The organism is Cloacibacillus sp. An23 (genome assembly GCF_002159945.1).
In the GTDB taxonomy this organism is placed as follows: domain Bacteria; phylum Synergistota; class Synergistia; order Synergistales; family Synergistaceae; genus Caccocola.
Genome location: NZ_NFJQ01000009.1, coordinates 80999 through 99970, shown reverse-complemented (window position 1 = coordinate 99970; position 18972 = coordinate 80999). Strand labels below are relative to the sequence as shown.

The window sequence follows — 18972 nt, the reverse complement described above, 5'->3', positions numbered from 1 at the left end:
GCGGAGGCGCGTCTTGCATTACGCCATAGTCGCCAGGTTCCTGGCAATGATAACCTTCACCGTCACAGCCTCGATGGGCTTCCCGTTCATATGGGCCGTCGCCGACGGCACGCGCGACGTGAGGGCATTCCTGCTCTCCGGCGCGATAGGGATGGCGCTCGCTGCGGCGCTCGCCGCCGCAGGGCGCGGCGCCCGGCGCGGAGACATGGGCGCGCGCGAGGCTATAGCCTGCGTCTCCCTCGCGTGGATCGCGGCCTCTTTCGTCGGCTGCCTGCCCTACATCTTCGACGGAACGATACCGTCCTTCACCGACGCCTACTTCGAGGCCATGTCGGGCTTCACGACGACGGGGGCTTCCGTCATACCCGTGCTCGAGCCGATACCGCGCGGCATACTGATGTGGCGCGCGACTACGCACTGGCTCGGCGGCATGGGGATAGTCGTCCTCGTAATAGCCATGCTGCCGCTGCTCGGCGGCAACATGACCTATCTCTTCAAGGCCGAGAGCCCCGGGCCGAGCCTGGAGAAGGTCAGCCCTCGAATCACCGACATGGCGATGACGCTGTGGAAGATCTACGTCGGCTTCACTATAGCCGGCGTCGCGCTGCTGATGGCTGGCGAGATGGATTTCTACAACGCGATAGCGCACTCCTTCGCCGCCGTCTCGACGGGCGGCTTCTCCACCCACACGGCCAGCGTCGCGCACTACGACTCGGCCTACATAGACTACGTGCTGCTCTTCCTGATGTTCGCCTGCGGCGCGAACTTCACGCTGCACCTCGCCGCGCTGCGCGCGCGGTCGCTCAAGCCGTACAAAGAGCCGGAGTTCCTCTTCTACACCGGGGTCGTCGTCACGGCGACGGTGCTGATATGCGCGCGTCTGCTCTGGGAGGGCGAATACGCAAGCTTCTGGGACGCGCTGCGCTTCAGCTCCTTCCAGGTCGTCAGCGTCATAACGACGACGGGCTTCATAACGGCGGACTACGCCAAGTGGCCATACTTCACGCAGCTCGTGCTGCTCGCGATAATGATGATAGGCGGCTGCGCGGGCTCTACGGCGGGAGCGATAAAATGCGTGCGCTTCCAGATAGTCATCAAGGCCGCCTTCGGAGAGCTGAAAAGGCTCGTCCATCCGAAAGCCGTCGTCGTAGTGCGCCAGGGGGATAAGACGGTCAGCCCGCAGATGGTATCGTCGGCCTCCTGCTTCATCGCCGTCTACTTCATGATATGGGGACTCTCCGCGCTGTTAGTGAGCCTCACCGGCAACGACATAGTGACGTCCATCAGCGCCGTCTCCGCGACGCTGAGCAACGTCGGCCCGGGGCTAGCCGACGTCGGCCCCGTGGAGAACTTCGCCGACCAGGCTCCGCTAGCCAAGTGGGTCTACACATTCGACATGCTCTGCGGCAGGCTCGAGATATACACACTGCTCGCGCTCTTCACGCGCGGGCTGTGGCGCAGATAGAAGGGGCGCCGCATATTATCCACACAATTAGCCACACTATGGATAGTGTCGCGGTGGATAAGATGTCAATATATCTAGTGTCTTCAACCTTTTCAACACAGAAATTTATGATATTATAGACGAGCCGGACGGCCGGGAGGCCGCGGCTCTTGAATATTAAAATCTGCTCCTTTGTGCATTTTATTGGAGGTTCTCTATTATGCTCATAAAACCGGCGTTCAGCCCATCAGCGAAGGACATTCTGCGCGACCGCTACCTGTGGCGCGACGAGAACAGAAACCCCGTGGAAAAACCCGAGGAGATGCTCGTCCGTGTGGCGAAGAACGTCGCCGCGGCGGAGGAGACCCTCGCTCAGCAGTACAAGTGGACGGACGAGTTCTACGACGTTATGGCGTCGCTTCTCTTCCTCCCCAACAGCCCGACCCTCATGAACGCCGGACGTCCCGCGCCGCACGGTCAGCTCGCGGCCTGCTTCGTCATCGGCGTCGAAGATTCGATGGAAAGCATATGCGAGGCGCTGCGCAAGCAGATGCTCATACACAAGAGCGGAGGCGGCACCGGATTCAACTTCTCGAAGCTCCGCCCCGAAGGATCTAAGGTCAACAGCACGAACGGACGCGCCTCCGGCCCGGTCTCCTTCATGGGACTCTTCGACAAGGCGACCGAGACCGTACAGCAGGGCGGGATGAGACGCGGCGCGAACATGGGGATACTCAACATCGACCACCCCGACATCAGGAAATTCATCCACTGCAAGGACAAGGACGGCACTATAACGAACTTCAACATCTCCGTCGGCGTATTCGACGGCTTCATGGAGAAGGCCGTCACCGACCCGCACGGCGAAGAGGCCGCGCTTCTCGAGGAGATAGCGGACTCCGCCTGGCGCACCGGCGACCCGGGGATAATCTTCCTCGACGCGATAAACCGCGGCAACACGACGCCGAACCTCGGCGAGCTCTCAAGCACGAACCCGTGCGGCGAGTCCCCGCTCTATCCGAACGAGGCATGCAACCTCGGCTCGATAAACGTAGCCGCGATGGTCAAGGACGGTAAATTCGACTTCGACATGCTGAAGCAGGTCACCGTGGTCGCAACGCGCTTCCTCGACGACGTCATCGACGTCAACCACTACCCGCTGCCCGAGATAGCGGCGGCTGTGAAGCTCACGCGCAAGATAGGCCTCGGCATAATGGGCTGGGCCGACCTGCTCTTCCGCCTCAGGATACCATACGACAGCGAAGAGGCCTACGCCCTCGCCGCCGAGCTGATGAGCACGATACAGAGTACGGCGCACGAAGTCTCCGTTGAGCTCGGCAAAGAAAAAGGCGTCCCAGAGCCGCTCGCGCACCTCGGCCGCCGCAACGCGACGCTCACCTGCATCGCGCCCACCGGTACGATAGCGCTGCTCGCGAACTGCTCGTCGGGCATCGAGCCGCTCTTCGCGCTCGAGCACACGCGCGTGCGCACTCAGATAGACGGCACGAAGGTCGTCATGAAGCAGCGCAACCGCTGGTACGAGCAGGCGATCAAGGAAGGAATGCCCGAAGAGGAGCTTAAAAAGGTCTTCGTCACATCGCACGACGTCTCCCCCTCGGCGCACGTCAGGACGCAGGGCGTATTCCAGCGCTACACCGACCTAGCGGTCTCAAAGACCGTCAACCTCCGTCACGAATGCACGGTGCGCGACGTACTCGACGCCTACATCCTCGCGTGGAAAGAGGGCTGCAAAGGCATCACGGTCTACCGCGACGGCTCCAAGTCGAGCCAGGTGCTCTACAGGAAAGAGGACGAGAAAAAGGCCGAATCCCTGACCGAAAGCGCCGGAGCCGCAAAAGCCGCCGAGCCGGTGCCGGCCGCTCACGGAGCCCCGGCCGCGGAGCCGAGATTCCGCTTCGTGCTGAAAAGGCCGAAAGATTAACCCCGCGCGAAACAGAAACCAGACAGCCCCGCCGCAGAGACGGGGCTGTTTTTTATGCCGGCAGTCAGCCGCTGCGCTTCGGGCGAAGGCTTGACATTCCGCCGCTTACGCGCCACAATATCATGCGGTGATATAGGCCAAACGCGAAGACGGGAAAGAAGTAAGCCCGCAGCCGCTCCCGCAGAGAGCCGCCGGTCGGTGTAAGGCGGCGGAGGGACGGGCCGAAATACATTCCAAGAGCGGCGCACCGAACGGATCTTTGAATTTCAGTAGGCTGCGACGGGTCCGCCCGTAAAAGCGGACAGGGTATCCGGCTTCGGCCCGTACCCGACGAGGGCGCGTTCCGCGAGGGAGCGCCAAACTGAGGTGGTACCACGGGATTCAAAGCCCGTCCTCTGATTAGGGAGGGCGGGCTTTTTTATTGCCGCCGCTCCGAAAAAGGAAGAAAAAGAAAACTTTTAGGAGGAGAACAGCAATGCCTATTACCGACCTGCTTGAGCGCAACGCGCACGAATTCTGCCACGAGACGGCGCTCGTCGAGATCAACCCCGAAGTCAAGGAAATCCGCCGCGTCACGTGGAAAGAATATGAGCTTATAGAGTCCAGCCCTACGGAGAGCTACCGCCGCGAGATAACCTGGGGCGTATTCGACGAGAAGGCCAACCGCTGCGCCAACCTGCTGCTCTCGCGCGGCATCAAAAAGGGCGACAAGGTCGCCATCCTCATGATGAACAGCCTCGAATGGCTGCCCGTCTACTTCGGCATACTCAAGACCGGCGCCATCGCCGTGCCGCTGAACTTCCGCTACACCGCGGAAGAGATAAAATACTGCCTCGAACTAGCCGACGTGGATGCGCTCTTCTTCGGCCCCGAGTTCATAGGCCGCGTCGAGGACATCTGCGACCAGATACCGCGCGTCAAGCTGCGCTTCTTCATCGGCGACGGCTGCCCGCGCTTCGCGGAGAACTACGTACACCTCGCCGCGAACCTTTCCAGCTACGCGCCGCGCATACTGCTCTCAGACGACGACGACGCGGCGATATACTTCTCATCCGGCACGACCGGCTTCCCCAAAGCCATACTCCACGCGCACCGCGCGCTCATGCACGCGGCGAAGGTAGAGCAGGCGCACCACGGGCAGACGCACGACGACGTATTCCTCTGCATACCGCCGCTCTACCACACGGGCGCGAAGATGCACTGGTTCGGCAGCCTTATATCGGGCAGCAAAGGGATACTGCTCAAAGGCACAGACCCGAAGACGATAATAGAGACCGTCTCGAACGAAAAATGCACCATCGTCTGGCTGCTCGTGCCGTGGGTGCAGGACATTCTCGACGCGATAGACGACGGGCGAATCAACCTCGCCGACTACGAGCTCTCGCAGTGGCGGCTCATGCACATCGGCGCGCAGCCCGTGCCGCCGAGCCTCATCACGAGATGGCGCAAGGTGTTCCCCAAGCACAAGTACGACACGAACTACGGCCTCTCCGAATCCATCGGCCCGGGCTGCGTCCACCTCGGTCTCGGCAACATAGACAAGGTCGGAGCGATAGGCGTCCCCGGCTACGGCTGGCGCGTCAAAATCGTAGACGCTAACGGAAACGCGATAACCGACGGCAGAGTCGGCGAGCTCGCAGTCAAAGGCCCGGGCGTCATGAAATGCTACTACAACGACCCGAAGGCGACCGCGGAAGTACTCAAAAACGGCTGGCTGCTGACAGGAGACATGGCGAGACAGGACGAAGACGGCTTCATCTACCTCGTAGACCGCAAGAAGGACGTTATAATCAGCGGCGGAGAGAACCTCTATCCGGTGCAGATAGAGGACTTCCTGCGCGCCAACGACGCTGTAAAAGACGCAGCCGTCATCGGCCTGCCCGACAAGCGTCTCGGCGAAATCGCCGCCGCGATAATAGAGCTCAAGCCGGGCGCGAAATGCACGGAAGAGGACGTAGAAAAATACTGCATGGCCCTGCCGCGCTACAAGCGCCCGCGCCGCATAATATTCGCCGACATCCCGCGCAACCCGACCGGCAAGATAGAAAAGCCGAAACTGCGCCACATGTACCGCGCCGACAACCTCGTAGCGCAGCAGACGAACGGCTAGCCGCGCTTGTAAGTTCGTCCGCTGCATCAAGGATAAAGAGCTGGTCACAACTTCCCCGTGAGGCCTCTGCCCAAGGGGCCTCATGGGGAAGTCGCCGTACCTGCGGTTATGCACTGCCGGCCGCTTTGCAAAATCTTACAGAGAACGGCGCTTATGCGGCGCGTAAAAATATTCGCTGCACTTCCCGCGCGGGTTTTCCGCCTTTCCGTTATGACGCGGCGTGCACGGTTTTACCGGTTTATGCCTTGTCCCATACTGCTCCAACGCCGTGCTCTCTAAATCCCTTCTGCGACAAGACAGGCATTCGGCACGAATTCGACGCCGGCCTGTACGCGCCGCCGCGGATATTGCATCCGTTCGTACGGCTTGATGACATACTTCTTCTTTTGATCAGGCGACGGCGAACGGGCTTCTCAGATACGCCGCATCACTCCGCTTAATGTTTACGCGTTCGCATCGGCATATAACCGGCATATATCTTACATAAACGGAACCTTGTGTAATCCTCTCTATCTCTAGCCGTCACATATTTATGGCAAACCTACAGCCGGCCGGCGGCGGAAACGGCGGACGGTGCGATAAACTGCGCCGCCTCATATTCTTATTTTATAGACAAGAGAGGCGGCGGGCGCTATGATTTTAGGGCTTCGCGCTGCGCGCGGGGCGGCACGGAGGTATGACTATGCGGATATATATGATACGCCACGCGCAATCGACGGCGAATTCTCTCAAGGTATGGACGGGACAGACGAACGCCGGACTCTCTGAGGAGGGGGCCGCCGCGCTGCGCTCGATATGCGGCCGGTTCGAGTATCCGCGCTGCGAGATATACTTTTCCTCGCCGCTGCTCCGCTGCACCGAGTCGATGAAGATAATCTACGGGCGCGCCGCCGACTATGAGCTCACGGAACTCGCGGAGTGCGACATGGGCGAGCTCGCCGGCATGCCGTACACGAGCCTCGACGACGACCCGAACTATTTCGCGTGGATCGGCAGGCCGGAGGAGACGCCGCCGTGGAAGGGCGAGAGCTTCGGGGCCTTCCGCCGCCGCGCGGAACGCGGCTTCGCCCGTATGCTCGGGATATGCCGCGAGCGCGGCGCCGAAAGCGCGGCGTCGGTCATGCACGGCGACGTCATGCGCGCCGTGCTGCACCGTTTCGCCGACGAGAAAGTCGCGCACGGAGACTGGAAGATCCCGAACAGCGGAGCGTACATGCTAGAGTTCGGCGACGGAGAAACGGCGCTGAGGTGCGAAACTCTGCCGGATTTTCTCTTCAGCGCCCGCGGATGACGCGCGCAGGGGTATTTCAGAAGAGCCGCCGGCTGCGGCAGAGCGTTTCCCGCCAGCGCTGAAGAAGCCGTCGCTCCGCGCCGTCGTAATTACGGGGGCTTTTCAGGCGGCGGCGAGGCGAGCGGCAGCCGTACGCAGAATAGGTACTTTTCACCATATATACAAAAATCAGATTTTATCTTACAATATGGGAAGTTTTTATAAAGGGGAAGAATACGCCGTATGGACGACGCGGACAGTTGCTCTGACAGCAGCCGATCATGTGAACAACGAATAACGGAATATACGCGCTTTAAGGACAAGCCTGTATCGTAAAAAGATACTATACGGGCGTGTCCTTTTTTTGTTTTTTCATCCGGGGCCGCTCCGGAAGCACGCGGCGCAGATTTTTAGGAGGAGTCATCTTGGAAGAAAGTATATTGTGGCAGATAGTCTTGCAGATAGTGCTTATCATATCCAACGCGATTTTCGCCTGCGCGGAGATCGCGGTGATATCGGTCAACGGCGCGAAGCTCGAGCAGCTCACGTCTCAGGGCGACAAACGGGCGGGAAGGCTCAAGAAGCTCACTGACAACCCGGCGACGTTTCTCGCGACGATACAGGTGGCTATAACGCTCTCGGGCTTCCTCGCGAGCGCCTTCGCGGCCGACAACTTCTCGAGCCGCCTCGTCGCCCTCTTCGTCGCGCTCGGAGTGCCGCTGCCCGAGAAGACGCTTGGCACTATCTCGGTCGTCGTGATCACCCTCATACTTTCGTACGTCACGCTCATTTTCGGCGAGCTCGTGCCGAAGCGCGTGGCCATGAAGAAGGCCGAGCAGCTCGCGCTCGCTATGTCCACGATGATCTCATTCATCGCGAAGCTCTGCGCGCCGCTCGTCTGGCTGCTGACCGTTTCGACGAACGGCGTGCTGCGCCTGATAGGCATCGACCCGAAGGCCGACGACGAAGAGGTCGGCGAGGAGGACATACGCCTCATGGTCGACGCGGGCAGCCGCAGCGGAACGATAGATGAAGAGGATAAAGAGATGATACAGAACATCTTCGAGTTCGACGACCTTCCGGTCGGCGAGTTCGCGACGCACCGCCGCGACGTAGCGATGCTCTGGCTGGAGGACAGCGCCGAGACGTGGAAGAAGACGATAAACGAGACGCGTTTCTCCAACTATCCGATATGCGACGAGAGCGTGGACAACATAATCGGAGTGCTCAAGGCCAAGGAGTATTTCCGTCTGCGCGACAAGACGCGGGAAAGCGTGATGAAGAACGCCGTCGTCCCGCCCTGCTTCGTGCCCGAGGGCGTGCGCGCCGACGTGCTTTTCAAGCGTATGAAGCAGACGCGCGACCATTTCGCGATAGTGCTCGACGAGCAGGGCGGCATGGCCGGCATCGTCACGATGAACGACCTGCTGGAGCAGCTCGTCGGAGACCTCGACGACGAGAACGCGCAGCCGCAGGAGACGCCGGAGATAGAAAAAGTGGACGACAACAAATGGGAGATAAAAGGCAGCGCGCCGCTCGAGGACGTCGCGGAAGAGCTGGGCGTGACGCTGCCCGTAGACGAGTACGACACCTTCGGCGGCTTCGTATTCGCGAGCTACGGATCAGTACCGGACGACGGCACGACATTCTCGATAGAGGCGGACGGGCTTGCGGTGGACGTCACGGAGATAACGGACCACAGGATAGAAAAGTCGTCGGTCTCCGTGATAAAGGACGAGGACAAGGAAAAAGAGGACGACGTGAACGGAGAGCCGTGCTGACGCGCGCGGCAAAAGCCGGATAAAAAACACAAAAACGGCGGGGCTTCCGGGGCCCGCCGTTTTTTTATGCGCGGCGCGCCGGGCGCGGAAACTTGACGCAATTTCAAAAAAAGAGGGCGCGTATAAGGCGAGACCGTACGGCGCGGCACTGTCCGCGCAGGCGCGGCAGATTCGCCCATTCGGAGGCGGCAGCATGACGTTTATGAGATTCACCGCGGCGCAGGAATAGCGAAGCGCTCGAAAACGCGCGCGAGGACGCTTCGCCATCCGATATTTCCATATTTCCTGTTTTCCGCGCGGAAAGCGATGAGCTTTCGCCGGGCGGCTTATAAGAAGGCGGGGACGGAGCCCGCGGACGGGACTTTCCTTATAAGCGAGGATGACGGCTCGGAGTTCGGCTAAGTTTCTCGCGCCGGCGGCGCTTACAACCTCGACGGCGCGTCCGGCCCGATAATCGCCCCGACGGCGGCAGCCTCGTTCGCGAAACGCGCGGCGCGCGAAAAAATATTCCTCAGCCGGGCCGGTTGACATAGAGCGGACTCCATATCATACAATTTCGCTGCTTCGGCGCGGCGCGGGCCTGTTTTCCGCGCCGGTTGACAAAACCCGGAGCGCGGGATATTTTTAACAGAGCGGCTTTTGAAAGGCGCGCCGTCACGAAGGCGGCGCGGGCGGGGCATCCGCCGGTTCCCGGAAAAAGAGCGCGCTTTCAGGCAGAAACTACACGGATCATGAAGATCCCCGTCTCTCCGGCAAGGGGTTTTCATGGTCCTTTTTTATGGGCTCCAGGCGATTTTCGGCCGTTCGGCCATACGCTGATGGCCGCAGCCCCGTCATGCCGCGCCCGCCGGAAAACGTGAACGGCGCGCGGCGTTAAGCGCGGAACGGTGAAATATGAAAGGCGGTAAATATGGAGAGGGAAAAGAGTTTTCTTGTGGACGGCGCTGGCGTGCCGTGGCTGATATTGTTTCTCGCGGCGGCGGCGCTGCTATCGGCGGCGGCGGCCTCCGGGCTCGGCCCGGTGTCGGTCGCGCCGGGCGAGACCTTGAAGATATTCGCGTCACGCCTGCCTATCGCGGGCGGGCTTGTGGAGCACTCGTGGCGCGCGCTCGACGAGCGGATAGTGCTGGGCCTGCGGCTCCCGCGCGTTCTGCTGGGCATGACGGTCGGCGCCTCGCTCGCTGTGACCGGCGTCGCGATGCAGGCGCTCGTGCGCAACCATCTCGCGGATCCGTTCATCCTCGGCGTGTCGTCAGGCGCCGCCGCGGCGGCTACGCTCGGGATGCTCTTCGGCGTTTTTTCGTTTCTCGGCGCCTATTCGCTTTCGATAAGCGCCTTCATCGGCTCCGCCGTCACGATAACGGCGGTCTACGCGCTCTCTCGCGTGCGCGGACGCATAAACATCCCTCAGCTCCTGCTCTCCGGCGTCGCTATAGCGATGATAATGGACGGCGTGACGCGCATCATAACTCTGAGCGCTCCGAACGCGCTCGGCCTGCACAACGCGACCTTCTGGATGTCCGGCAGCCTAGCCGGCGCGCGCTGGAGCTATCTTACACTGCCCTTCGCTGTGCTCGTGCTCTGCATGGCGGCGCTGATGCTCAACTACAGGGCGCTGAACCTGCTGCTGCTCGGCGAAGAAAGCGCCGCGACGCTCGGCGTGGACGTGCGCCGGACGCACAAGCTTCTCGTGCTTCTCTCGTCGCTGATGGCTGGGACTACGATAGCGGTCAGCGGCACTATCGGCTTCGTCGGACTCATGGTGCCGCACTTCACGCGGCTCATAGTCGGCTCCGACCATAAAAAGGTGCTGCCCGTAGCCGCGCTGCTCGGCGGGATACTCGTCGTCTGGACGGACGTGGCGGCCCGCATGGTGATCGCGCCCGAGGAGCTGCCCGTCGGCATACTGACCGCTGTAGCGGGCGGGCCGATATTCATATGGATGCTTAAGCGGCGCGGCGGGAGGAAGCAGAGATGAACCGCCTCGAAGCGACGCGCCTCTGCTACTCCTACGGCGGGAGGCCGGCTATCGAAGACGTCTCCGTGCGCGCGGAACGCGGAGAGTTCGTCGGCATAATCGGGCCGAACGGCAGCGGCAAATCGACGCTGCTCAAATGCCTCTACCGCGCGATAAGGCCGCAGAAAGGGGCGATAACGCTCGACGGGCGCGACGTCAGCCGCATGAGCTACCGCGAGTCGGCGCGCAAGATAGCCGTAGTCGGCCAGGAGAACGAGGTGCTCTTCGACTTCAGCGTCCGCGACATCGTCGCGATGGGGCGCAGTCCGCACAAGCGCTTCTTCGACATAGACGGCGCGGAAGACGAGAAGATAATAACCCACGCGCTAGAGCACGCGGGCATGGCGGAAATGTCGCACCGCCGCTACTCCTGCCTGTCGGGCGGCGAGAAGCAGCGCGTCCTCATAGCGCGCGCGATGGCGCAGGAGACGGACTTCCTGATACTCGACGAGCCGACGAACCACCTAGACGTGAGCTGCCAGCTCGAAATATTCGACTTCATCAAGCGGCTGAACCTCACAGTCGTCGCCGCCGTCCACGACCTCAACATGGCCTCGCTCTACTGCGACAGGCTCTACGTCATGAAGGGCGGGCGCGTCGTCCGCGAGGGGACGCCGGAGCAAATACTGACGCCGGAGCTGATACGAGAGGTCTACGGCGTTACGGCAGAGGCGGAGCTGCACCACGCCACTCGCAAGCCGGCCGTCACATATCTGCCCGAATGGGCGCTAGAAAACGAAAAACGACGCGAAAACGCGCACACGGAGGAAAAAATATGAAAAGCAGACTATTCACAGCGCTCGCGGCCTTCGCCGTGATTCTCGCCGCGCGTCCGGCGGCGGCATCGGGCTACCAGCCCGTGACGGTAGACAACTACGGCAGAAAAGTCACCGTGACATCGATGCCGCAGCGCGTCCTGACCTTCGGGCCGAACTGCAGCGAACTATTCGTCGCGCTCGGACTCGGCTCCAAAATCGCCGGCAACACGCTAGACAACCACAGCCGCGGCCCGCTGCCCGAGTACGCCGCCGAATACGCGAAGATACCAGAGCTCAACTACGGCAGCGCGACGCGCGAGGCCGTCCTGACGAGCGGCGCGGACTTCGTCTTCGGCATCGACTGGGAGTTCGGCGGCGCCGGGCTCGACATAGCGGAGCTCGAGGCGTGCGGCATGAACGTCCTCGTCGAGAAAGCGTCGAACTTCGACGAGATATACGGCGAGATACGGGCGCTCGGCAAAATATTCAAAATCGAAGAACGGGCGGAGAAATTCATAAAAGAGCAGGAAAGCCGCATCGCGGCCGTCGCCTCCAAGCTTAAAGGGCGCGAGCCGCTGCGCGTGCTCGTCTACGACAGCGGCAGCGGCGGCGTATTCACATGCTCCGGCGGCAACTTCGAGAGCCTGCTCATCGAACGCGCCGGCGGCAGAAACATATTCGCGGACCTCGGCGGCAAACAGTGGGCGACGGTGAGCTACGAGGAAGTGATCGAGCGCGCCCCGCAGGTGATAGTGGTACACGACTACGATTCGCCGTCGGTCGAGCAGAAGATAGCCGAGATAAAGGCCAACAGCGCGCTCTCCCAGCTCGAATGCGTCAAAAACGGACGCTTCGTCGCCATAGCGCTCGAAAGCGTCCTCCCGGGAAGCCGCATGGCCTACGCCGTGGAACGGCTGGCCGCCGGATTTTATCCCGAAATATTTGCCGGCAGATAACGCGGGCGCCCGGCTTGACACAAATTCAAAAATAATGCTAATTTAATTTACAGGCGGATTCGCGAATACACGCGGGCCGCTTAGTTTTTATTTGGAGGCACAACACATGAAACTGAAAATTCTTCTGGCCGTCCTCGCCCTCGCGCTGGCGCAGCCCGTCCCTGCGGCGTCCGCGGAAGAGGCTCCGAGATACGCGGAAGGCGAGGCGATCGTCGTGATGCGCGGCGGCTCCGGCGCACCCGCAGCGGCACCGGCTAAAAACGCGGCTGGGCAAAGCCTGGGACTCGCCGAAGGGGCCGTCATACAGTACTTTAATCCTATAAAAAAAGAAGACGAAACGCAGACCCGCGCCGCTTCAGCAGAAAGCGCGTTCCTGACCGTCGCCCACCTGCGCGCCCCCGAGGGCATGACGACCGAAGAATTTATAGAAAAGCTGCGCGCGGAGCCGAACGTAGTCAGCGCCATGCCGAACTACATAATGCAGACGCAGTCGGTCACGCCGGACGACGAGCATTGGGCCGAACAATGGGGCCCCGAGGCGATACGCGCGCCTGAATTATGGGAGCGCGGCACGGGCTCCGAAGAAGTAGTAGTCGCGGTGATAGACAGCGGCGTCATATACGACCATCCGGACCTCGCCGGCAACATGTACACCTTCGACGAGGCGGCGGCTAACGCCATAATTTCCGAAAATCCTGACATGCTCACAGGCGAGGTGCCGCTTGCGGGAAGCCACGGCGCGTGGTTCCACAGCGAGATAAGCGCACTGGGAATCGGCTCTCCGCACGCTGGAGTACCAGTCGGCCCGCAGCCTACGATGCAGGGCGACGAGGACGAACAGTGGTACATAGATTCCGGCACGATGCAGGAGATGAGCCGCATAGGCGACGTAGAGGGACACGGCACGCACGTGGCGGGCATAATCGGCGCGGTTGGGAACAACGCGCTGGGCGTCGCCGGGATAAACTGGCGCGTGCGCATAATGGCGGTCAACGTCTTTTCGTCCAGTTTTTTCGGCGGCAGGGCCGAGACGAGCGACATAATACGCGGCATAGACTTCGTCATAGCGGCGAAGCGCGCGGGCGTCAACATCCGCGCGGTCAATCTGTCGCTCGGCGGCTGGTTCAGGCCGTCGGAGATGGAGGGCAGCGCCTACGACTATAAAATCAAGGAGCTCAGCGACGCGGACATATTGGTCTGCATGGCGGCCGGCAACGACGGGCAGAACATCGACGCCCCGACGAGCGGGATGACGCGCGGACAGCGCTTCTACCCCGCCGCGTTCCGCCACGAAAACACTCTGTCGGTAGGCGCTCTGATGCGGAACGCGGACGGCACGCTCGCGCCGGACACTCCGGGAAACGGCGGCATCGGCTATAGCGACTACAGCACGAGCGGAGAGTGGGTAGACGTCTTCGCTCCGGGCACGGCTATATACTCCGCCTGCCGCACGGCGAACCTTCTTAACCGCCAGATGTTCGACAGCTCCGGCTACATCTCGGCGAGCGGCACCTCGATGGCGACCCCTCACGTAACTGGCGCCGCGGCGCTGCTTGCCTCGCTGACGCCCGAAAAGAGCGCCGGAGAGATAAAGCAGATGATACTCGACGGAGCCGACGGAAGCACGGCGCGCGAGGGCTTCTCGCGTTACGGCGCGCTCGACGTGTACGAGGCGTGGAACGGCTTCGCCGAACAAGTGGAGACTGTGGACCCCGACAACGAGCATGAAAGCGTCGCTCCGATATACGCGCAGATCGCGAAGGACGAGACGGCCCTAAGCGGCATTTTCTCCGAAGGCGATCTGCGGAAGTCCGACGGCTGCCTCTACCTCGACGCCGGGATAGCCAAGAAGGCAGCGATGAGCGTCCGCACGGATAAGACCGTCAAGGACATCGCGCTCTTCCCAGTCTTTACGGCGCAGAGCGAAAAACTTGAGCAAACCGGCCTCGGCGCGGTCGCCTTCGAAGTGAGCGGAGACGCCTTCGGCGACGGTGCCGCGCTGGCGGACTTGGCTATATGCAAACTGTTCGCCGACGGCACGGCTCTCGAATACAAAGAAGCCGGAGAAGAGCCGGAGGACGGGACTTTCACCGTGACAGAAGCCGGCGGCGGAGCGCTCGCAGGCCCCTTCGACGCCGGCAAAAACTACATCGTCACGCTTTACATCGAAGACAACGGCTCATACGACCTTGATAAGAGCACGGGAAGCATCGTCGATCCGACGGCGATCGTATCGTTCAAAAAGGCAGAAACGCGCGGCGGCTCAGGCGGCGGATGCTCCGCCGGCTTCGGCGCGCTAGCGCTCCTCGCCCTCGTCCCGCTCGCTTTGAAACGCCGCGGATAACGCGAAGCCGCACGACGCAAATACAAAAAACGGAGAGGGCCCGCCTCTCCGTTTTTTCGCGCCGTCCGCATGCTTTAGCGAAGATTCAGGCGCTCACTACGCTCGTCCGCCCGAAAACCTCCGCCGCCGCGGCGCGTGTTTTTTACGCCTCATTCGGCTCGAACGCAGCGGCCACGTCTTTCAGGCGGTCTATGACCTTTATGTGCTGCGGGCAGGCGCGCTCGCACTGTCCGCAGCTCACGCAGGCGGAGGCCTTCGCGCGCGTCTTCGCTATGTTCGCGTAGTAGACGGTCTGTACGTCGAAGATTCCGGCTTTCGTGTGCTTATGCGCGTTGTAGAGCGCGAAGTATTCCGGTATGGGGATCTCCATCGGACAGCCTTCGACGCAGTAGCGGCAGGCTGTGCATGGTATCGCGTGCGCCGCGGCTATCGCGCCCTTGGCGCGCTCGAGCGTCTCGAGCTCGCGCTCCGTGAGCGGCTTGAAGTCCTCCATGTAGCCCGTGTTGTCTTCCAGCTGTTCATAGGAGGACATTCCGCTCAGCACGAGCGCGACGCCCTCCTGCCCCGCCGCGAAGCGCACGGCCCACGACGCGGGCGACATGCCGGGCGTGCAGGCTTCGAACATAGCCTTGGCCTCGTCGGGGATCTCGACGAGCGATCCGCCCTTTACCGGCTCCATGACGAACACGGGCTTTCCGTAGCGGCGCGCCGTTTCGAGGCAGCGTCGCGACTGTATGCCCTCGTTGTCCCAGTCGAGGTAGTTTATCTGAAGCTGCACGAATTCCGTCTCGGGGTGCTCCGCGAGCACGCGGTCGAGAAGGTCCGCGCCGTCGTGGAACGAGAAACCGATATGGCGGACGCGCCCCTCTTCCTTCAACTTGCGGATGAAGCCGAAACTGTCGTATTTCCGCACGTTCTCGATGCTGTTCGCGTTGACGTTGTGCAGCAGATAGTAGTCGAAGTAATCGACGCCGCATTTTTTGAGCTGCTCGTCGAAGATGCGCTCCTGGTCGCCCTCTTTCTCGAGGAACATGAGCGGCAGCTTCGTCGCGACGGTGAACGCTTCTCGCGGGTGGCGCTCGACCAGCGTCTCGCGCAGCACGTCCTCGCTCGTATGGTCGTGATACATGTACGCGGTGTCGAAGTAGGTGAAGCCGCGCTCGAGGAACCTGTCGACCATCCTCTTGACCTGTCCGCGGTCTACGCTCTTCACGTCCTCCTTGTCCGTCAGAGGCAGGCGCATGAAGCCGAATCCGAGTTTTTTCAAAGCTTTAGTCCTCCAATGCAAAATTTCCGTACTTTTATAGAATACCCGCCGGCGGCGTGAAATGCAAACGCGCGGCTCAAACCGCGCGCGTTCCGCCGCCCGCAGCTTCGCCGCTTCGTCCGGCCTCGGCGTCGTGGACGGAAGTTACGGCCTGAAAATTGCCGGAACGACGCGAATTTCTGTCGTTTTCGTCAATATAAAAAAGGCCGAAGGATTTCTTCCCTTCGGCCTTTTGCGTATCCGCCGTTAAATTCCGGCGCGTTTGACTATTTTATTTCGTGAAGCCTATCGCGGAGAGCCACTCGGTCACTTCGCCCTTCGCGCTGCGCGCCGAGCTTCCGCCTATCGAGAGGACTTCGGTGAATTTCGCGCCGGGGCAGAGCTTACGCAGGTCGTCGTCGCAGTTCGCCGTCCCGCCGCCGCCGTGCGTGACGAACTGCGCCACGGTCTTGCCGGAGAAGTCGTTGGCCTCGAGGAATGCCGCGACCGGCATCGGTATCGAGCTCCACCAGTTCGGCGCGCCGATGAATATAGTGTCGTATTCCGCGAGGTTGTCTATCTTCGCCTGTTTCAGCGCGGGGCGGGCGTTCGCGCGCTGTTCGGCGCGTCCCTGGTCCACCGTCGCGTTGTAGTCTTCTGGGTAGGGCTCGACGGTCTCGATGCGGAAGATGTCCGCTCCGGTCTGCGCCTGTATCTCTTTCGCCAGCGCCTCTGTGTTGCCGCTCCACGAGAAGTAGACTACGAGCGCCTTGCCCGCTGCCTCGCCGCGCCCGCAGGCGAGCGAGAGCATGAACGCGAGCGCTATCGCGGGAAGCATACCCGCCTTGAATATTTTCAGAACAAGTGCCATTTTCTTTCAGCCTCCGTTATCCGTGTAATTTTTCTGTGTTATTCGTTATCCGCGCGGCCGGGCGCTGCCGCCGTCCGTCAGCCCCTTGGCGTACTGTTCGTCGGTGACGGGTTCCATCCACTCGACTACGCTGCCGTTCTCGTCCGACTGGCAGATCGAGACGTGGGTCATCGCCGCGTCGGGAGAAGCGCCGTGCCAGTGCTTGACGCCGGGCGGGCACTGGATGACGTCGCCGGGATATGCGCGCGTCACTTCGCCGCCCCACGTGCCGGTGAGGCATACTCCCATAGTCACGACGAGGGTCTGGCCGATCTGGTGGGTGTGCCAGTTGGAGCGCGCGCCTGGCTCGAAGGTGACGTAAGCGCCGCTGAACTTCGCCGGGCCGTTCTCGGGGAATATGTTGTCGATGCGCGCTTTGCCGGTGAAGTTCTGCGCCGGCCCCTCGACCGACTTGTAGGTTCCTGCGCGTATTATGGTCTGCGTCTTGCCGAGATACTGGCCGTCATCCGCCGCGAAGGACGCGCCCGCCGCGAGCACCGACGCCGCGGCTGCCGCGGCCATGAGCTTTTTCATTCCGTTTTTCATAAATTTTTCGCCTCCTGATGCAATTTCGTTTATTTCTCTCCGCGCGCCGGCGCGAATGTCCGTTATAAAATTTACTCTAAGCTATAGAGTAAGCTCTAAGTCAAGAACAACGCTATTCCATCGCCTCTATGCGCACGCCTTTGCCGAGCGTCGATATTTTGTCCGCGCCTTCGACGAACCGGCCGAGAGGCACGAGCCCGCGCGATTCGCGGAACGGCCTGTAAAATACCGCTATGTTGCCCCACGGCGCGTAGATCGTTATGTCTCCGGCCTTCGGCGTATAGCTCTCAGGAGCGCCGGACGTGTCGGGCTTTTCGGGCGTGTAGGCTATGCGCTCCGTGCCGTTGAAGTCCTCGAAGTCGAGCGTAAGCGGCAGCATCGCGAGCAGACTTTCCGCGGCGGCGCCGCCGTCGAGCTCGGCCACGGCCTCGCCGCCGTCCCACGTGAATTTCACGCGCGCCGGCCCGCCGGCCCACGCGGAGCTTACTGCAGTCAGCAGCGCCGTGACGCACACGGCAATCAGAATTTTCATTTTCGTCCGCTCCTTTCATTTCCGCGGCGGCCTTCCCCGCCGAGGCTTCCATGCGCGTATTCTATTTTGAAGCGTGCCGCGATGTCTAATACCTAGGCCGAATTGCCGAATCATGCCCGAAACGTATCTCCGCGCGCGACGCCTTTGCTATAATAAAGATTGGGAGAATTTAATATGACGAATCGATAAATCGAAAGAAGGGGGCGGCTGTATGGAGGTACGCGTACTGCGCTATTTTCTCGCCGTGGCGCGCGAAGAGAATATAACTAAGGCGGCGGAGCTGCTGCATATCACGCAGCCGACGCTCTCGCGGCAGCTCGCGCAGCTCGAGGACGACCTCGGAGTGAGGCTCTTCGAGCGCGGGACGAGGCACATCGTGCTGACGAACGAGGGCGTCCTGCTGCGGCGGCGCGCGGAGGAAATAGTAGAGCTGATAGACAAGACGGAGCGCGAGCTCGCGGAGCAGGAGGAGGTCGTTGACGGCACGATTTCGATAGGCTGGGGCGAGCTTGAGTCGGTGAAGTTCGTCGCGGAGATGCTGCGCGCCTTCAGCGCGCGTCATCCGAACGTGCGCTACAGGCTGTACAGCAGCAACGCCGACCACATCAAGACGCGCATGGACCGCGGGCTGATAGACGTCGGCCTTCTGCTAGAACCGGCGGACATATCGAAATATGAGTTCGCGCGGCTTGGGGTAAAAGAACCGTGGGCCGCGGTGGTGCGCCCCGACGACCCGCTCGCCGCGCTCGAATCGGTGACGGCTGGCGACCTGCGCGGGCGTCCGCTGATAGTCCCCTTCCGCCCGAACGTGCAGAGCGAGCTCTTCAACTGGCTCGGCGAGGCATACGACGAGAAGAATATAATCTGCGTCAGCAACCTCAGCACGAACGCGGCGGTAATGGTGAAGCACGGCTTCGGCTGCGCGCTCACCATCGCGGGCAGCCTTCCGTATCTCGACCCCGATGAGCTCGCGATGCGGCCGCTCGACGGGCTCGTCTCAACGTCCGTGCTCGCGTGGAAGCGCCAGCAGCCTTTCAGCCCCGCCGTGACGAAGTTCATAGATTTCATAAAATGCTTCCCGGGCATTGAGAAGCGATGAATCACAGGTATTAGACA

General features: G+C 61.3%; 14 protein-coding genes and 1 other annotated feature. Of the genes, 10 read left to right on the top strand and 4 right to left on the bottom strand.

Going from position 1 to position 18972, the window contains the following annotated elements; translation table 11 throughout:
* Positions 1-13: 13 nt before the first annotated feature.
* The 9 genes from B5F39_RS10105 (at position 14) to B5F39_RS10065 (ending at position 14622) form a co-directional block, all read left to right on the top strand.
* On the top strand, positions 14-1465 hold the full coding sequence (locus B5F39_RS10105; protein WP_087366872.1) for a potassium transporter TrkG: 1452 nt from the start codon (positions 14-16) through the stop codon (positions 1463-1465).
* A gap of 199 nt (positions 1466-1664) precedes the next feature.
* Positions 1665-3386 carry an adenosylcobalamin-dependent ribonucleoside-diphosphate reductase gene (locus tag B5F39_RS10100; protein ID WP_087366869.1) on the top strand — a complete coding sequence of 574 codons (1722 nt, stop codon included), beginning with the start codon at positions 1665-1667 and terminating at the stop codon, positions 3384-3386.
* Positions 3387-3523: 137 nt separating this feature from the next.
* Positions 3524-3785, top strand: a binding site (T-box leader).
* Positions 3786-3861: 76 nt separating this feature from the next.
* Positions 3862-5496, top strand: a complete 1635-nt coding sequence (locus B5F39_RS10095; RefSeq protein ID WP_087366866.1) for a class I adenylate-forming enzyme family protein — start codon at positions 3862-3864, stop codon at positions 5494-5496.
* Positions 5497-6178: 682 nt separating this feature from the next.
* Entirely contained in the window at positions 6179-6787 is a 609-nt protein-coding gene (locus B5F39_RS10090; RefSeq protein ID WP_158096023.1) for a histidine phosphatase family protein, read from the top strand.
* Positions 6788-7191: 404 nt separating this feature from the next.
* Complete coding sequence (locus B5F39_RS10085) at positions 7192-8547, top strand: hemolysin family protein (RefSeq protein WP_204245100.1); 1356 nt, start codon at positions 7192-7194, stop codon at positions 8545-8547.
* A gap of 910 nt (positions 8548-9457) precedes the next feature.
* Positions 9458-10525: an iron ABC transporter permease gene (locus tag B5F39_RS10080; RefSeq protein WP_087366861.1), complete on the top strand. Its 1068-nt coding sequence runs from the start codon at positions 9458-9460 to the stop codon at positions 10523-10525.
* Positions 10522-11343, top strand: a complete 822-nt coding sequence (locus B5F39_RS10075; protein WP_087366858.1) for an ABC transporter ATP-binding protein — start codon at positions 10522-10524, stop codon at positions 11341-11343. The genes B5F39_RS10080 and B5F39_RS10075 overlap by 4 nt, the downstream gene beginning before the upstream one ends.
* Positions 11340-12278 carry an ABC transporter substrate-binding protein gene (locus B5F39_RS10070; RefSeq protein WP_087366855.1) on the top strand — a complete coding sequence of 313 codons (939 nt, stop codon included), beginning with the start codon at positions 11340-11342 and terminating at the stop codon, positions 12276-12278. Before B5F39_RS10075 ends, B5F39_RS10070 begins: the two co-directional genes overlap by 4 nt.
* A gap of 106 nt (positions 12279-12384) precedes the next feature.
* Positions 12385-14622 (top strand): S8 family serine peptidase, encoded by a 2238-nt coding sequence (locus tag B5F39_RS10065; protein WP_087367079.1) that lies wholly within the window; start codon positions 12385-12387, stop codon positions 14620-14622.
* Between the two features lie 142 nt (positions 14623-14764).
* Here the strand turns inward: B5F39_RS10065 and B5F39_RS10060 are convergent, their stop codons facing one another.
* From B5F39_RS10060 to B5F39_RS10040, 4 genes are all read right to left on the bottom strand, one after another.
* Positions 14765-15889, bottom strand: a complete 1125-nt coding sequence (locus B5F39_RS10060; protein ID WP_087366852.1) for an aldo/keto reductase — start codon at positions 15887-15889, stop codon at positions 14765-14767.
* A 271-nt stretch (positions 15890-16160) separates the two neighbouring features.
* Positions 16161-16739 (bottom strand): flavodoxin, encoded by a 579-nt coding sequence (locus tag B5F39_RS10050; protein WP_087366847.1) that lies wholly within the window; start codon positions 16737-16739, stop codon positions 16161-16163.
* Positions 16740-16784: 45 nt separating this feature from the next.
* Positions 16785-17324 carry a cupin domain-containing protein gene (locus B5F39_RS10045; RefSeq protein WP_204245099.1) on the bottom strand — a complete coding sequence of 180 codons (540 nt, stop codon included), beginning with the start codon at positions 17322-17324 and terminating at the stop codon, positions 16785-16787.
* A gap of 112 nt (positions 17325-17436) precedes the next feature.
* Positions 17437-17856: a cyclophilin-like fold protein gene (locus B5F39_RS10040; RefSeq protein ID WP_158096022.1), complete on the bottom strand. Its 420-nt coding sequence runs from the start codon at positions 17854-17856 to the stop codon at positions 17437-17439.
* A gap of 211 nt (positions 17857-18067) precedes the next feature.
* On the opposite strand from B5F39_RS10040, the gene B5F39_RS10035 reads away from it, so the two are divergent.
* Positions 18068-18955: a LysR family transcriptional regulator gene (locus B5F39_RS10035; RefSeq protein ID WP_087366845.1), complete on the top strand. Its 888-nt coding sequence runs from the start codon at positions 18068-18070 to the stop codon at positions 18953-18955.
* Positions 18956-18972 lie beyond the last annotated feature (17 nt).